Genomic DNA, 15846 nt, shown 5'->3' with positions numbered 1-15846 from the left:
GAATAATTTCACGATAAATCGCATAAACGCAAGAATTTGTTTTATGTGCTGCGGATCGCGATCATGGTCGCTGTTCCGGCCAGAATACCCGCCGCCGTGCGGTTGAGGATCGTCAAGGCGCTCGGCCTTTTCAGGAGGTTGCGCGCCTTGGCCGCAAGCAGGATGTAAGGCAGGAGAACCGCCATCAGCACGACGAAGGTGATGGCGAGAAGTGTCGCATATTCCGAAGCTCCTATCATGCGGATGTCGATCAGCGTCGGCACCAGCGCCACATAAAACAGCATGGTTTTCGGGTTCCCGAGCGTGATCAGTAGTCCGGACAGGAAGGACATGGGCATGCTGGTGCTTTTCTTGGCCTTCAGCTCCTGCGGCAGCAGACCGGCGGTCCAAAGCTTCCAGGCAATATAAAGGAGATAGGCTGCGCCCGCGAATTTCAGCACCATGAAGGCTTCCTGAAAGGTCTGCGCGACGAAGGCCAAGCCCAGGATCACAGCGGTCAGGTAAATCATGTCGCCCAGCACCAGCCCCAGACCCATGAAGAAGGTTTCGCGAAAACCCGAACCCAGCGCCCGCGCCACGATCGCCGTCATGCCGGGGCCGGGAATGGCGGCGGCAATGAAGAGGGCGGTGGCATAGGCGAAAAGGGTCGTCAGCGTCATGATCGTGTTTCCCGGAAAATCCGCCAGATCAATAGCGAAACTGCCGGGTAAAGACAATCACTCCACGCGTCTGTCCCAGCGGTGTCGCTAAACGCCGGTGGAGCCGAAACCGCCGGCGCCCCGCGCCGTCTGGGAGGTCTCCGTCACCTCGCTCACAACAACTTGGGTTACCGGTGCGATCACCATCTGCGCAATGCGCATACCGCGCTCGATGATAAAAACCTCCTGGCCCAGATTGGCGAGGATGACTTTCACCTCACCGCGATAATCGCTATCCACCGTGCCGGGAGAGTTGAGGCAGGTAACGCCGTTCTTGATGGCGAGGCCGGAACGCGGACGAATTTGTGCCTCATAACCTTGCGGAACCTCGAAAATGAAACCGGTCGGAACGAGCGTCCGCTCGCCCGGTTGCAGGGTCAGCGGTTCACCGGAAGGTACGGCAGCGCGCAGGTCCATGCCGGCGGCGCCACGGGTTTCATAGGACGGCAATTCGAGGTCAGCGCCATTGGCGAGGCGGACAAGCCGGAGAGGGGGGCGATTGTCGTTTTGAAGGGTCATGCCGCATTAGTTTGCCGAGATCGCGGCAAGGTCAATTGCAAATGTGGCCTTGAAACGCTAGATAGCCCGCAATTCCACAGGATTTGTCAGATGGCCGAAACACTTGCCGAGGCGGTCTCCCGCCGCCGCACCTTTGCTATTATCGCGCACCCGGATGCGGGTAAGACCACGCTTACCGAAAAACTGCTGCTGTTCGGCGGAGCGATCCAGCTTGCCGGTGAGGTCAAGGCGAAGAAGGATCGCATCCAGACCCGTTCGGACTGGATGAAGATCGAGCGCGAGCGCGGCATTTCGGTCGTCACCTCGGTCATGACCTTCGAATATAACGACCGTGTCTTCAACATTCTCGATACGCCCGGCCACGAGGACTTCGCCGACGACACCTACCGTACGCTGACGGCGGTGGATGCGGCGATCATGGTCATCGATGCCGCCAAGGGTATCGAGCCGCGCACGCTGAAGCTCTTCGAAGTCTGCCGCATGCGCGATATTCCGATCATCACCTTCATCAACAAGATGGACCGCGAAAGCCGCGACCCCTTCGAGATTCTGGATGAGGTGGAAGAGAAGCTCGCGCTCGACACCGCGCCCATCACCTGGCCGGTCGGCCGGGCAAAGACCTTCTGCGGCGCCTATAATCTCGCCGACAACACATTCCGTGGCGTCGATACCCAGGTGGAAGCCATGCCGGTCAACGGTCCGCAGGCGGTTGCCGATCGCCTGCCGGAAAATGAGCGCAACGCCTTCATCGAAGAAACGGAGCTGGCGATGGAAGCCTGCCGTCCTTTCGATCGTCAGGCGTTTCTCGAAGGTCATATGACGCCGGTATTCTTCGGTTCGGCGCTGCGCAATTTCGGTGTCCGTGACCTCATCAATGCGCTTGGCGATTTCGCACCGCCGCCGCGCGATCAGGTGGCGGATACCCGCACCGTCCATGCGGCTGAAGAAAAAATGACGGCCTTTGTCTTTAAAATTCAGGCCAATATGGACCCGAACCATCGAGATCGCATCGCCTTTGCCCGCATCTGCTCCGGTAAGCTGGAGCGCGGCATGAAGGCGCGGCTTGCTCGCACCGGCAAACAGATGGGCCTCACTGCGCCGCAGTTCTTCTTCGCCTCGCAGCGCCAGCTTGCCGATACGGCCTTTGCGGGTGACGTGGTGGGCATACCGAACCACGGCACGCTCCGCATCGGCGATACGCTGACCGAGGGTGAAAACTTGGTTTTCCAGGGTGTGCCGAACTTTTCGCCGGAAATCTTGCGTCGCGTGCGGCTTGAAGACGCCATGAAGGCGAAGAAGCTGAAGGAAGCCTTGCAACAGATGGCGGAAGAGGGTGTCGTGCAACTCTTTTCGCCGGAAGACGGCTCGCCGGCCATCGTCGGTGTCGTCGGCGCGCTGCAGCTCGACGTGTTGAAGGAGCGCCTGATGGGCGAATACGGCCTGCCGGTCTCCTTCGAAATGTCGCGCTTTTCGGTCTGCCGCTGGATTTCTTCCGATCAGCCGGCGGAAATGGAAAAGTTCCTCAACGTCAAGCGCGGCGATATCGCCCGCGATCTGGATGGCGATCCGGTGTTTCTGGCGCAGGACGCCTTCTCGCTGCGGTATGAGTCCGAGCGGTTTCCGGCGATCAAGATGGTCGCGATCAAGGAATATCACGTCGCCAAGGCGGCTTGATAAAGGCGTGATTGCACTTTGTATGCCAAGGGCTTAGTTTCCCGGTGAAATGGGAAACTGGTCCGGCATCATGACGCTTTCAGGCAAGCATATTCTCCTTATTATCTCCGGCGGCATCGCGGCCTATAAGAGCCTCGATCTCATCCGTCGCCTGAAAGAGCGCGGCGCGAAGGTGACGCCGGTCATGACGAAGGGCGCGCAGGAATTCGTCACCCCGCTTGCTGTCGGCGCGCTGTCCGCCACGCATGTCTTCACCGAGCTTTTTTCCCGGCAGGATGAACAGGATGTCGGCCATATCAGGCTGGCGCGCGACTGCGATCTCGTGCTGGTCGCACCCGCCACCGCCGATCTGATGGCGAAGATGGCGAATGGTCTGGCAGACGATCTTGCCTCCACAGTCCTTCTCGCGACGGATCGAAAGGTGCTGGCGGCACCGGCGATGAACCCGAAGATGTGGGCGGCAAAGCCCACGCTGCGTAATGTCGAAACGCTGAAAAAAGACGGTGTGTTTTTTATCGGTCCGATGGCCGGCGAGATGGCGGAGAAGGGCGAGGCGGGTTTTGGCCGCATGGCCGAGCCGTTGCAGATCGTCGAAGCCGTTGCCGCACTGCTGGATGAGGGGCCAAAGCCCCTGAAGGGCAGAACGGCCATCGTGACCTCCGGCCCCACGCATGAACCGATTGACCCGGTGCGCTACATCGCCAACCGCTCCTCGGGCAAGCAGGGCCATGCCATTGCGGCGGCTCTGGCTGAGTTGGGGGCAGAGGTCACGCTTGTTTCCGGCCCGGTCACCATCGCCGATCCTGCCGAGGTCACGACGATCCATGTCGAGCGTGCCGAGGAGATGCGCGATGCGGTAATATCGAGACTGCCGGCGGATATCGCCGTCATGGTCGCCGCCGTCGCCGACTGGCGGGTGATGGGCTCGTCGGAACAGAAGATCAAGAAGCAACCGGGCGATGCGCCGCCGGCGCTGCAACTGACGGAAAATCCCGATATTCTCAAAACCGTCGGCCATCATGAAAAGCGCCCGAAGATTGTGGTGGGCTTCGCTGCCGAAACGCAGGATGTCGAGAGGAACGGCCGGGCGAAGCTGGAGCGCAAGGGCGCGGATTATATCGTCGCGAATGATGTTTCGGCGGAAACCGGCATCATGGGCGGAGACCGCAACAGCGTGAAGATCATTTCCGCAGATGGTATCGATGCCTGGCCGGATCTCGACAAGGCCGAGGTTGCAAAACGTCTGGCGGCCCTGATCGCGGAGAAACTCGCATGAGCCTGTTCGATCGCAAGACATTCGACAAGGTGCTCGGCAAATGGCCGGGCGTGCGTTTTGTTGATCAGTGGGATTCGCATGTCGCCAAGGTGGGCGACAAGGTCTTTGCCGTGCTTGGCGAGCGGGAGGACTGGCGGCTGGTCGTCAAATGCTCGGAAGAGAGCTTCGAAATACTGACCTCGCTCGAGGGCATTACTCAAGCATCCTATTTCGCCAAACGCAAATGGGTATCGATTGCCGAGCATTCGCCGCTTGAGAGCGAGGAACTGGAGCATTATGTGAGCCGCTCCTATCAACTCGTCGCAGCTGGTTTAACGAGGAAGCTGCGGGCAGAACTCGGTATTTCGTGAGATTTCGCCATATCGTCTATCTTGGCCTCCCGATTTGCGACGAGCATCGAAAAATCTATCTTTGATTGCAAATTTCACATTATAAACTTGATTCTTAAATCATCCTTGTAGTATTTATACCGGGAAAGAATTTTATATTTTAGTTTTTTCTGTAGATATTAAGTATAAAGCAGATTTGTATATGTCTATATACGTCCGTTATTGTCGTTATTTCAGGCCTCGGCTCTTATGCGCAGGCGCAGGAAAAGATAGCTGAACAGGATGGCCTTGGCCTGAAACTGGAGGAGCTTCTTTCTGAAAAGGGCAAGTTCAGGTTCGAAGCAGGTAGCACGTTCAGTGCGTCACGCCGTGACGGAGCGGCGGGCCTTTACCGGACAATCCAAACCGGCATCGGCGAGTTTGTCACGGTGCCGGTCGGCTTAGGGCCAACAAACCGCCAGTCCGAAACCTTGCTGACCACAGTTGGCTTGCGTTACGGGTTGACGGAGAAATCGGAAATCTACACCCGCGCTACCTACCGGTTCGACAACTCTCGTTTTGCCGACAGCATCAACGACGCGATGGAGAACCGGTCTAGCAACGCCTTCCAAAGTCATGTCGTAGGCATCAATTATCGTTTTCTGGACGATGACAAATATCCGGCTCTCATCGGATTTGCTGATATCGCGCTGTTCGAAAATACGGCATCAAGCGGAACAAAATTACATTCAGCCAAGTCGGGCGCCGTAGGTTTCACCACATACCGGGTCATTGATCCGGTGGTTATTTCGATGACTGCTGGCTACCGTCCCAATCTTACGCGAAAAGTCGATTCGCAGGAGATAAACCCCGGTGACACCCTGTTCATCAATCCCAGCATTGCTTTTGCCGTGAACAATGAAATGACCCTGACAGGTGGGTTCGGATTGAATTTCACCGGAGCGGATACGCTGGACGGTGTGAAACGAGGAACACGAAACACCAATGCCGATCTGCAATTCGGGCTCGCTTATGCGTGGGATAAGAACACCACGCTGCGCGCCGATGCCCGTACCGAAGTCCTCGGCGAAAGCGGTTTCACCGTAGGCCTAACTCTGACCCGGAAGTTCGGGCAGAAACAACAGCAAGTGAAAGGAGAATGAAAATGTGCAGAAAAATTGCCGTAGAAGCGTTAGCATCAGTTGTTCTTGCCGCCATGTTGGTTGTGCCGTCGCATGGTGCCTCCCTTGATGCATCGGACATGGCTTTCGCCTTTGGCGGAAAATCGGGGTCTTCTATTAAAGTTACAAAATCAGCAAAGGCTGGGGGGGTCTGAAGTCGCCAAGCCTTTGAATGTTGCTTCATATCGCACGATGACGCAGACGGAGATGAGCGATACCAAGGGTGCTTATCTTATCCCAGGTGCGATAGTAGGCGGTATATCAGGTGGATTGTTCTACGGAGCGTCTTGCATTCAAACTAGGACATGCACAGCAGAAGGCTTCGGATTTAATGCGGGTGCCGGCGCCGCTCTAGGTGCGATCGGTGGACCTTTGTCAATCGGTCGTGCCTATTTTTATAGGAACGCATCTATTGGGCTTGGCATTGGCGCTGGACAAGGTTCTCGTCGGGGCTGGTGGTAAACATTAAATTTGCGGGCGAGTTGTTGTTGAAATTAACTCGCCCTCTATTCTTGTTGTAGGCAACAATGGAGGAGCCAGTGAGTAAAGGCGCTAGCAACATAATCGTGTTGTCGGTTTTTTACTTTGCTTTAATGGCCGGTAATATATATTTTTTTACAAATCATAAAAATATTATCCTTTTTATATTTACCTGTTTGTTGACGACAACCTATGTTGGGTCAAGAGTTTTAGCAAAATGGAACGTTGGCGTTCTTCGATTTTTAAGAACTGTATACCCGGTCGATATGCTAATTTTATTTGTAATTTTGTATATAAATATAAACAAATCTGGATTTTATTAAAGTAATTTTGTATTATATAGCTCATGTTATAATTATTAATCATGTTTTATTTATTAAAGACAAATCCGGATTATTGATCGAAGTCATATTTTCTCCGGCTGTAAATGCATTTCTATAGATTGCATTGAGAAATTTTTCGATTACGATAGAAAATAATATTTTTAATCGATTATAATTGTAATATTTTGTGTAATATTGCGCTTATATTCGATTTTTATATATTTACATTTTATTATGTAAATGGAAAATAGATTGACTGATGCTGAAAATTGGCAGATTTTTACTTGAAAATATCGTTTTTGTGTTGGCTGTAAGTGCTCCAACGGTTCTTTTGGCGGACATATTTCCCGGGATACACCTGCGGGGCAAACCTTCGGTAAACTCATGGAAGGCGCTGCGTGATTTCCGTATCGTCAAGCAAGAGCTGGACTATTCCTGTGGTGCCGCCAGCCTTGCCACTATCCTCAACGAATTCTATGGCCTGTCGGTCACTGAGAAAGATATTTTGAACCGCATGGGCGCAACGGACCGCTCATCTTTTCAGGAGTTGGCTGACGTCGCGCCAGCCTACCGGGTGAAGGCGGGCGGATTGATGCTGACTTTTGAGGATTTAAAAAGACTTAAAGTGCCTGTTATCGCCTATATACAGTATCGCGGCGACGATCACTTTACAGTCATACGAGGTGTACGTCAGGATGGTGTGGTACATTTAGCCGACTCATCATGGGGCAATCGTCAGCTTACGGCTCACCAGTTCCGCCGCATGTGGGAAGCCCAGGATACGGACGGAACGGCGCGAGGGCGCATCCTCCTTCTGGTGCCGCAAGACATCGCGGTCACAAAAACCGAGGAAACCTTTTTTGCCGAACCCAAAGGATGGACTCTTCCGCTGCAAACCCTACCTCTCGCCCGCTGAAACGCGAGGTCGACAAGCCCGAAAATGACATCAAACTCTACCGGTCAAGACTCCAATCGCCAAATGGACAAAAAGAGATATCGTATACTATCGTCTCCGCGACTATCTATATTTTGATGATAGTGCTGAGTTTTTATTCTTTCACGTTTCATAGAAGTGTAATTTATAAAACGCTGATAAACTCTTCTGGGCGGCTTCCGTGCGAGATCACCCTTTATCAGCCTTTCGTCCGATGATCTGGCGGACGCCTTCTTTGGTGAAGGGCTGCAGCAACTGCGGCACAAACCCCTTGGCGATCTCACCCTTGATGCCGATATCGGTGGATGATGGCCGGTCGGGGTTATGGTAGGAGCCGAAGATAATATCGAAGATGACGAGGTTCTCGCCGTAATTGGTATTGCCTTCCGGAAGCTGTTTGGAATGGTGCCAGCGGTGCAGGCGCGGGGTGCTGAAGACGTAGTCGAGCAGCCCTGTTTTCATATCGACGTTGCAATGGGTCAAGATACCTATGAATGCGGTCACGGCACCCAGCCACCAGAAGACCTGAAGCGGCGCACCCATGAAATAAAGCGGTATCTGGCTGAGCGCGATCTTGAACAGGGAATCGGCCACATGGAAGCGGCCGGTATTGACGACCCACAGCCGCACGACGCTGTGATGCAGCGCATGGAAGCGCCAGAAGAACAGGGTTTCATGCGCGATGCGATGGGCCCAGTAGAGGCCGAATTCGGCAACCGTCACCGCAAGCGCGACCTGAACCACCATTGGCAGATGCGATGGCCACAGGTCGAAACGCATGGCCGCAAGCGGCTGCAGCACATTGGCAGCCAGCATCGGGAAGATTGCCGCTGCGGCGGCAGCGAGCTGGACAAGCCCCTTGGTCAAAAGCGTGTGACCGATGCTGGTCATTGTCTCGCCGTCACCCTCAAGCCATTGGATTTCGTAGGGAATACAACGTTCCAGAAGAAACAGGCTCAAAACCGCGCCGGCATAAACAGCCAGAAACGCAGCGATCGGATGGCTGCCCGCGAAAGCGAAATGGGACCCCACGAGGCCGCCGACAAACACAAGCGGCCAGGAAGAATAGGAAAGAGCCTCTTTCAGTACCTGCGCTTTTGCCATCAAAATCAAATCCCGTCCGGCATCATTCGTCTATACCGCCGGCGCAATTTCGCGCCGGCGTCAAAGCAGCCCTTACTCCCGCATCGATCACCTGTCTCGATTGGAGATCAGGCCTTTATCGCTCGAATGCATTACACAAACATGGCACTCACCGGTGCCGAAATGTTCAGCTTATCCTGATTGCGATGTAAACAAGCGTCAGCGCTATGACCCAGAGTGCCGCCCGTCCCCATTTGGTGTGGCGCGCTTCCGCCTTGCCAATGGCTTCCGCCGTCTGCGTGTCGAAACGCAGGCCGTTTTCGCTCATATACATCAGTTCGGAATGCAGCTTTTCCGTCTTGGCCGCGATCTCCGGCGCTGCCTCGGCAAGCTTGAGGGCGGCCTTCATGCCGTCCTTCAGATCGGTGACGATGCGCTTCGGGCCGAGATTGTCCCTGATCCAGCCGCCGACGACCGGGTCTGCCGCCTTCCACATGTTGAATCGCGGATTGAGCATGCGCGATACGCCTTCCACCACCACCATGGTCTTTTGCAGCATCACGAGTTCCGGCCGCGTTTCCATGTCGAAAAGTTCGGTCACTTCGAACAGCAACGTCAGCAACTTGCCCATGGAGATCGTCTCGGCCGGCTGGCCGTGGATCGGTTCACCAATGGCGCGGATCGCCTGCGCGAAACTGGCTTTGTCGTGATGGCCCGGCACGTAACCGGCCTCGAAATGCACTTCAGCCACCCGCATATAGTCGCGGGTAATGAAGCCGTAGAGGATCTCGGCAAGGAAGCGGCGTTCCTTTTTGCCAAGACGTCCGGCGATGCCCATGTCGACAGCGACGATCTCGCCCTCAGCGTCGACGAAGAGATTGCCGGGATGCATGTCGGCGTGGAAAAAACCATCGCGCAGCGTGTGCCGCAGGAAGGACTGGATCAGTGTGTCGGCGAGTTTGTTCAGGTCATGGCCGGCGGCCTTCAACCCTTCGATGTTCGACATCTTGACGCCGTCGATCCACTCCATGGTGACGACATCACGCCCGGTGCGCTCCCAATCGACCTCGGGAACCCGGAACCCGGGATCGTCCTTGGTGTTCTCCGCAAGTTCGGAAAGAGCGGCGGCCTCGAGCCGCAGATCCATCTCGATCTTGGTGGTCTGCTCCAGCGTGCGTGTCACCTCGACGGGGCGTAGGCGGCGGGCGGAGCGGACGAAACGCTGCTGCAGATCGGCGATCAGATACATCGCCTCGAGATCGTTCTGGAAACGCTGGCGAACACCCGGACGAATGACCTTGACGGCCACCTTGCGCGGTCCCTTTGGCGTATCCACGATGGCAGGGTGCACCTGGGCAATGGAGGCGGCGGCGATCGGGTCACCGAATTCTCTGTAAAGCTCCGAAACCGACCGTCCGAGCGAGCCCTCGATATTCGCCTTCGCCGCAGCCGCCGGGAAGAAGGCCATGCGGTCCTGAAGGCTCGCGAGATCGTCGGCGAAGTCGGCGCCCACCACATCCGGCCGGGTGGCGAGAAATTGACCCATCTTCACATAGGATGGGCCAAGCCGCTCGACAGCCACCGCCAGACGGTCGCTGCGTTGCGCCCTTTTCGCCTTGCTGCGGGCGAAAGGCTTCAGCAGCGCTTTTAACAATTGGGCGGGAGCAGGCAGGTCATCGGAAGGCAGGGCCAGCACGACACCTTCGCGCACGAGAACCCAGCCAACCCTTGCGAGGCGGAAATATGCGCCCAAAGTACTCATGCTTATGCTTGTCTCCTGCGTCTGCCGGCCATGGTCTTAGAGCTTCCAGCCGGAATGCAGGGCGGCGATGCCGCCGGTATAGTTGGTATAGGTGACGCGGGAAAAGCCGGCGGTGCGGATCATCGTGGCAAAGTCCTCCTGATTGGGGAATTTGCGGATCGACTCGACCAGATATTGATAGGGCTCGGCATCACCGGTGATCATCTTGCCGAATTGCGGGATGGCATTGAATGACCAGGCGTCATAAACGCGGTCAAGCAGCGGCATTTCGACTTCGGAAAACTCCAGCACAAGCAGCCGTCCGCCACGTTTCAGCACGCGATGGGCCTCCTTCAGCGCGACATCGATGCGCGGCACGTTGCGAATGCCGAATGCGATCGTATACGCGTCGAATGTATTCGCCTCGAAGGGCAGTTCCTCGGCATTGGCCTCAACGAAGGTCAGATTACCGGAAAGTTTCTTTTTTGCTGCGCGCTCCTCGCCGACGGCCAGCATCGAGCCGTTAATATCGAGAACCGTGGCGTGCGCCAGGCGGTTGGAGGCTTCGATGATGCGGAAGGCGATATCGCCAGTGCCGCCCGCTACGTCCAGGATCTTGTAGGAAGGATCCTTGCGCGGTGAAAGCGAGGAGACCATGGCGTCCTTCCACAGCCGGTGCAGGCCGGCCGACATCACATCGTTCATGATGTCGTAGCGCTTGGCCACCTTATGGAAGACCTCGTTGACCAGCCCCTGCTTCTTGCCTTCGTCCACCTTGTGGAAGCCATAGGACGTTTCCATGCCGCCTTGGGCAGTGGTACGGGCGTCGGTCATCGTCTGTCTCCATATTTATTGCGTGGCGGACCATAGCGGAAACGCCATGGCAACGCTATCTGTTGCCGCATCGCCTGGGCGCGACATTTCGCGTGCACTCTATAGACCACATGGTCCTAACGATAAACTGTCGGATAAGCCAGATGCCAGAATTGCCGGAAGTCGAAACGGTCAGACGCGGCCTTGCGCCTGCCATGGAAGGTGCAAAGGTCCGCAAGCTTCATCTCGGGCGCCCCGATCTGCGGTTTCCGTTTCCAGAGGATTTCGCAGAGCTTATTGAGGGAAAGACGATCATCTCGCTTGGGCGCAGGGCGAAATATCTCCTCATCGAGCTGGAGGGCGGGCTGACGATCGTGTCCCATCTCGGCATGTCCGGCTCGTTCCGCATTGAGGCGGAAATGGGTGAGGGCGGTGAAGCGCCCGGCACGTTTCATTATGCCCGTTCCAAGAACGGCAAGCATGACCATGTCGTCTTTCATCTGGATAAAGGGGAAGAGCGCGTCTGCGTCATCTATAATGATCCGCGCCGCTTCGGTTTCATGCATCTGGTGGAGCGCAACAGGCTCGATCTTTACCCCGCTTTTGCAGAACTTGGCCCGGAGCCGACCGGCAATGCGCTGAGCGCCGATTATCTGGCAAGCCGGTTTGCGGGCAAAAGCCAGCCTCTTAAAAGCACGTTGCTGGACCAGAAGGTCATTGCCGGTCTCGGCAATATCTATGTCTGCGAGGCGCTGTGGCGCGCGCATCTTTCACCCTTGCGGGCAGCGGGAACGCTGGTGACGAAAGGTGGCAAACCCAAAGCGCAGCTCATCGATCTGACGGAGAAAATCCGCGACGTGATCGCGGATGCGATCGCCGCGGGCGGCTCCTCATTGCGAGACCATATACAGACGGACGGAACGCTCGGTTATTTCCAGCATTCCTTTTCGGTCTACGACCAGGAAGGCCAGCCTTGCCGGACACCCGGCTGCGGGGGTACGGTTGAAAGGGTGGTACAGGCCGGTCGTTCTACCTTCTATTGCGCCGCCTGCCAGAAATAGCGGTGCCGCAAATTACGGAGAAGAGGAGATTGCCGTGGACTATGAAACGATACTGGTCGAGAAACGCGATGAGGTGGGCATCATCACCCTCAACCGACCCAAGGCGCTCAACGCCCTCAATTCGGTGCTTCTGAAAGAGCTGCGGCACATTCTTTCTTCCTTCTCCGCCGATGATTCCATCGGTGCGATTATTATCACGGGCTCGGAAAAGGCATTTGCGGCGGGCGCTGACATCAAGGAAATGCAGGGGCTGGATTTCGTCGACGCCTATGTCGGCGATTTTCTCGGCGGCTGGGACGAGGTTGCGGCCACCCGCAAGCCGGTCATCGCCGCCGTATCCGGCTTTGCGCTCGGCGGCGGCTGCGAACTGGCGATGATGTGCGATTTCATCATCGCTTCGGAGACGGCGAAGTTCGGCCAGCCGGAAATCACCCTCGGTGTCATTCCCGGCATGGGGGGCTCGCAGCGGCTGACACGGGCAGTGGGCAAGGCGAAGGCCATGGATCTGGTTCTGACCGGCCGTATGATGGACGCGGCGGAAGCCGAGCGGGCCGGCCTCGTGTCGCGTGTCGTACCGGCTGCAAATCTCATGGATGAGGCGGTGGAGGCGGCAACCCGCATCGCTTCCCTGTCGCGTGCTTCCGTTCTCATGGCCAAGGAAAGCGTCAACCGCTCCTTTGAAGTCCCGCTTTCGGAAGGACTGCGATATGAAAGACGATCCTTCCAGTCGCTGTTTGCCACGGCGGATCAGAAGGAGGGCATGGCCGCCTTCGTCGAAAAGCGCAAACCCGCTTTCCGGAATCGCTAAGGATTCGGAATATCGGCGCTTTTAAGCGTTTTGCGCGTTGACGGGCGTAAGCTTTAGCGGTATATGCCCGCCCACGGTTAAGGAAAGCCATCCGGCTTGTCCGAAATTACTCCCGCATTCTTGGGTTACGTGAGGTCTTCGAACGACCCGATCCTATGGTTGCGGAATTTGGTTTGAATTCGAAGAGAGGCATACATGGCCAATACAACTTCGGCGAAAAAGGCGACCCGCAAGATCGCTCGCCGTACCGCAGTCAACAAGGCTCGCCGTTCGCGCGTTCGCGGCTTCATCCGCAAGGTCGAGGAAGCAATCGCTACCGGTGATCTGGCAGTCGCCACCGAAGCTCTGAAGGCAGCCCAGCCTGAGATCCAGCGCGCAGCGACCCGCGGCGTTCTGCATGGCAACACGGCATCCCGCAAGGTGTCGCGTCTCGCACAGCGCGTTAAGGCTCTTTCCGCCTAATCCGGCTAATCACAAATAATTATTCAAAAAGCCTGGTCTTTTGACCGGGCTTTTTGTGATTCTAACTGTCCGTTAACCATTGCTGCCGTAACGTGACAAACGCATGTCAGATGGACGACAGGAAATTTATAATAAAAACAATAGCTTGCTGGAGGTCTTCAGAAAGCTAGGAGGCTTTCTCTACGGAAGTCGCAGCTAGTTTTGAGTCAAGAAGATTTTTATTTTTTTGCCAAAATCGGCTCTCAAAAAATGCCAAAATTGAATCTCATTGATTCATAAGCGATTCTGCTTAGCACCCCGTCGGTGATGCAAAACGGCCTTTGCGAGTCAATGGCCGATCTGAGTTTTTGCAGAAAAAACGCCATTGATCTCTCCCCATGATCCTGCCTAAATGCATTTCAACAAGGGGTGCGGATCTCAGTCCACAGATTATCTCGATGATCGTATCGACGATATTCACCTTCTTGCTGGCGGGTCTCTCGGGGTCCGTTTTTTCAGGTCATGGAGCTTTTTGCGCCGTTTCGGTCTCCGGAACGGGCAGGAGTTTTTTGTCCTCAAGAATGCGCCTTAAGGTTGTAGCGAAAGGAGCGTTTTAGCGTGTCGCAGGCCTCTCCATGAGGGGGAGGGAAATGGGATAACCGGCTCGCAAACAAGTAGTCGTCTTTGACGTTCTTTCGAGGGGAACGCTGGGGGCAAAAATAACGAGGGGGATCTCTGGCGATCGATCTTTGATCGTCAGGCTATGATTGGCAATTTGAAAGGCGGCAATATGCAATTGAATTTGGCGATGGGTGCTGTGGCTGATGGGGACCGCGCACCAAAGACGCGTGATGCAGCTTGCTCAGATGCGGCAGGGGACAAATCGGCAATGACGCACGATGCGCTGTTTGAACGTTTTAGCGCGCGGCTCAAGGCACAGGTTGGTCCGGAAGTCTATGCGAGTTGGTTTGCACGGCTCAAACTCCATTCCGTTTCGAAAAGCGTCGTTCGTTTTACCGTTCCGACGACTTTTCTGAAATCCTGGATCAATAACCGTTACATGGATCTGATTACGAACCTCGTCCAGAGCGAGGATCCGGATGTGCTGAAGGTGGAGATTCTGGTCCGCTCGGCCAGCCGCCCGGTCCGTCCGGCTCAGACCGAGGAAAGGGCGCAGCCCGTTCCGGAGGTCGGCGCGGCTCAACGTAACAAGTCCTTCATTCCGTCGCAGCCCGCGACGTCGCCTGCGGCGCAGCCTGCGGCTTCGCAGGCGACCCTGCGTCAGGGCGGTTCCGGGCCGTTGTTCGGCTCGCCGCTCGACACACGTTTCACCTTCGACACCTTTGTCGAAGGCTCTTCCAACCGTGTCGCGCTTGCGGCGGCGAAGACGATTGCCGAAGCCGGCGCCGGCGCCGTGCGCTTCAATCCGCTGTTCATTCATGCGGGTGTTGGCCTTGGCAAGACACATCTTCTGCAGGCCATCGCCAATGCCGCCATCGACAGCCCGCGCAATCCGCGCGTGGTCTATCTGACGGCCGAATATTTCATGTGGCGTTTTGCGACTGCGATCCGCGACAATGATGCGCTGACGCTGAAGGACACGCTACGCAATATCGACCTTCTCGTCATCGACGACATGCAGTTCCTGCAGGGCAAGATGATCCAGCACGAATTCTGCCACCTGCTGAACATGCTGCTCGACAGCGCCAAGCAGGTCGTGGTTGCGGCTGACCGTGCGCCCTGGGAGCTGGAATCGCTCGATCCGCGCGTCCGTTCCCGTCTTCAGGGCGGTATGGCGATCGAGATCGAAGGTCCCGATTACGACATGCGCTACGAAATGCTCAACCGTCGCATGGGCTCGGCGCGTCAGGACGATCCGTCTTTCGAGATTTCGGACGAAATCCTGACCCATGTGGCCAAGAGCGTGACGGCGAGCGGTCGCGAGCTTGAAGGCGCCTTCAACCAGCTGATGTTCCGGCGCTCTTTCGAGCCGAACCTCTCGGTGGACCGTGTCGATGAGTTGCTGTCGCACCTCGTTGGCAGCGGTGAGGCCAAGCGTGTCCGTATCGAGGATATTCAGCGCATCGTCGCCAGGCACTATAATGTGTCGCGGCAGGAGCTGGTCTCCAACCGTCGCACCCGCGTCATCGTCAAACCGCGCCAGATCGCCATGTATCTGGCAAAGATGTTGACGCCGCGCTCGTTTCCCGAGATCGGTCGCCGTTTCGGCGGTCGCGACCACACCACGGTTCTTCACGCGGTGCGCAAGATCGAAGATCTGATTTCCGGCGACACCAAGCTCGGCCACGAGGTTGAGCTTCTGAAACGCCTGATCAACGAAAACAACGCATAAAAAAGAAGCGGCCTTCGGGCCGCTTCTTCAGACTGCTGACAAACCCCTGGCGTGAGCTGGGGGTTTATGATTCATTGGGACATGTTGAAGAAACCTGCTCCTGAACAGACCGCTCTCGAGATGGTGACGCTCGATAGTCTGGTCCCGAAAGAT

At 56.1% G+C, this 15846-nt stretch carries 15 protein-coding genes; 10 read left to right on the top strand and 5 right to left on the bottom strand.

Features of this window, described 5'->3' with window-relative positions:
- Nucleotides 1–41 precede the first annotated feature (41 nt).
- Entirely contained in the window at nt 42–659 is a 618-nt protein-coding gene (locus tag PL599_RS21070) for a LysE family translocator (protein ID WP_269825216.1), read from the bottom strand.
- Nucleotides 660–746: 87 nt separating this feature from the next.
- Complete coding sequence (gene dut, locus PL599_RS21065; RefSeq protein ID WP_137409673.1) at nt 747–1217, bottom strand: dUTP diphosphatase; 471 nt, start codon at nt 1215–1217, stop codon at nt 747–749.
- A gap of 90 nt (nt 1218–1307) precedes the next feature.
- Here dut and PL599_RS21060 point away from each other — a divergent pair, with 90 nt between their 5' ends.
- The 6 genes from PL599_RS21060 to PL599_RS21035 all read left to right on the top strand — a co-directional run bounded on the left by PL599_RS21060 (nt 1308) and on the right by PL599_RS21035 (nt 7375).
- Nucleotides 1308–2891 (top strand): peptide chain release factor 3, encoded by a 1584-nt coding sequence (locus tag PL599_RS21060; protein WP_077983734.1) that lies wholly within the window; start codon nt 1308–1310, stop codon nt 2889–2891.
- Between the two features lie 70 nt (nt 2892–2961).
- Nucleotides 2962–4167, top strand: coding sequence for a bifunctional phosphopantothenoylcysteine decarboxylase/phosphopantothenate--cysteine ligase CoaBC (gene coaBC / locus PL599_RS21055; protein WP_142913707.1), 1206 nt, complete (start codon nt 2962–2964; stop codon nt 4165–4167).
- Nucleotides 4164–4517: an MmcQ/YjbR family DNA-binding protein gene (locus PL599_RS21050; protein WP_269825215.1), complete on the top strand. Its 354-nt coding sequence runs from the start codon at nt 4164–4166 to the stop codon at nt 4515–4517. The genes coaBC and PL599_RS21050 overlap by 4 nt, the downstream gene beginning before the upstream one ends.
- 155 nt (nt 4518–4672) lie before the next feature.
- Nucleotides 4673–5638, top strand: a complete 966-nt coding sequence (locus tag PL599_RS21045; RefSeq protein WP_332909367.1) for a transporter — start codon at nt 4673–4675, stop codon at nt 5636–5638.
- A gap of 2 nt (nt 5639–5640) precedes the next feature.
- Entirely contained in the window at nt 5641–5811 is a 171-nt protein-coding gene (locus tag PL599_RS21040; protein ID WP_271359863.1) for a hypothetical protein, read from the top strand.
- A gap of 907 nt (nt 5812–6718) precedes the next feature.
- Nucleotides 6719–7375 (top strand): C39 family peptidase, encoded by a 657-nt coding sequence (locus PL599_RS21035; RefSeq protein ID WP_271359862.1) that lies wholly within the window; start codon nt 6719–6721, stop codon nt 7373–7375.
- Between the two features lie 207 nt (nt 7376–7582).
- Here the strand turns inward: PL599_RS21035 and PL599_RS21030 are convergent, their stop codons facing one another.
- The 3 genes from PL599_RS21030 to ubiE all read right to left on the bottom strand — a co-directional run bounded on the left by PL599_RS21030 (nt 7583) and on the right by ubiE (nt 11051).
- On the bottom strand, nt 7583–8497 hold the full coding sequence (locus PL599_RS21030) for a sterol desaturase family protein (RefSeq protein WP_269825211.1): 915 nt from the start codon (nt 8495–8497) through the stop codon (nt 7583–7585).
- A gap of 166 nt (nt 8498–8663) precedes the next feature.
- On the bottom strand, nt 8664–10238 hold the full coding sequence (ubiB, locus tag PL599_RS21025) for a 2-polyprenylphenol 6-hydroxylase (RefSeq protein ID WP_077983731.1): 1575 nt from the start codon (nt 10236–10238) through the stop codon (nt 8664–8666).
- 36 nt (nt 10239–10274) lie between these two features.
- Nucleotides 10275–11051, bottom strand: coding sequence for a bifunctional demethylmenaquinone methyltransferase/2-methoxy-6-polyprenyl-1,4-benzoquinol methylase UbiE (gene ubiE, locus PL599_RS21020; RefSeq protein WP_137409677.1), 777 nt, complete (start codon nt 11049–11051; stop codon nt 10275–10277).
- 143 nt (nt 11052–11194) lie between these two features.
- On the opposite strand from ubiE, the gene mutM reads away from it, so the two are divergent.
- From mutM to dnaA, 4 genes are all read left to right on the top strand, one after another.
- Nucleotides 11195–12091, top strand: coding sequence for a bifunctional DNA-formamidopyrimidine glycosylase/DNA-(apurinic or apyrimidinic site) lyase (gene mutM, locus PL599_RS21015; RefSeq protein ID WP_077983729.1), 897 nt, complete (start codon nt 11195–11197; stop codon nt 12089–12091).
- Between the two features lie 34 nt (nt 12092–12125).
- A complete protein-coding gene (locus PL599_RS21010) occupies nt 12126–12899 on the top strand; it encodes an enoyl-CoA hydratase (protein WP_077983728.1) in 774 nt (257 codons plus the stop codon).
- Between the two features lie 195 nt (nt 12900–13094).
- Nucleotides 13095–13361, top strand: coding sequence for a 30S ribosomal protein S20 (gene rpsT / locus PL599_RS21005; RefSeq protein ID WP_006310170.1), 267 nt, complete (start codon nt 13095–13097; stop codon nt 13359–13361).
- An 868-nt stretch (nt 13362–14229) separates the two neighbouring features.
- A complete protein-coding gene (gene dnaA, locus PL599_RS21000) occupies nt 14230–15693 on the top strand; it encodes a chromosomal replication initiator protein DnaA (RefSeq protein ID WP_244614278.1) in 1464 nt (487 codons plus the stop codon).
- Nucleotides 15694–15846: the final 153 nt, after the last annotated feature.

The organism is Agrobacterium sp. ST15.16.055, from assembly GCF_027956555.1.
GTDB lineage: Bacteria > Pseudomonadota > Alphaproteobacteria > Rhizobiales > Rhizobiaceae > Agrobacterium > Agrobacterium salinitolerans.
The sequence above is the reverse complement of the archived record's forward strand: the minus strand, read 5'-3'. Positions and strand labels throughout refer to the sequence as shown.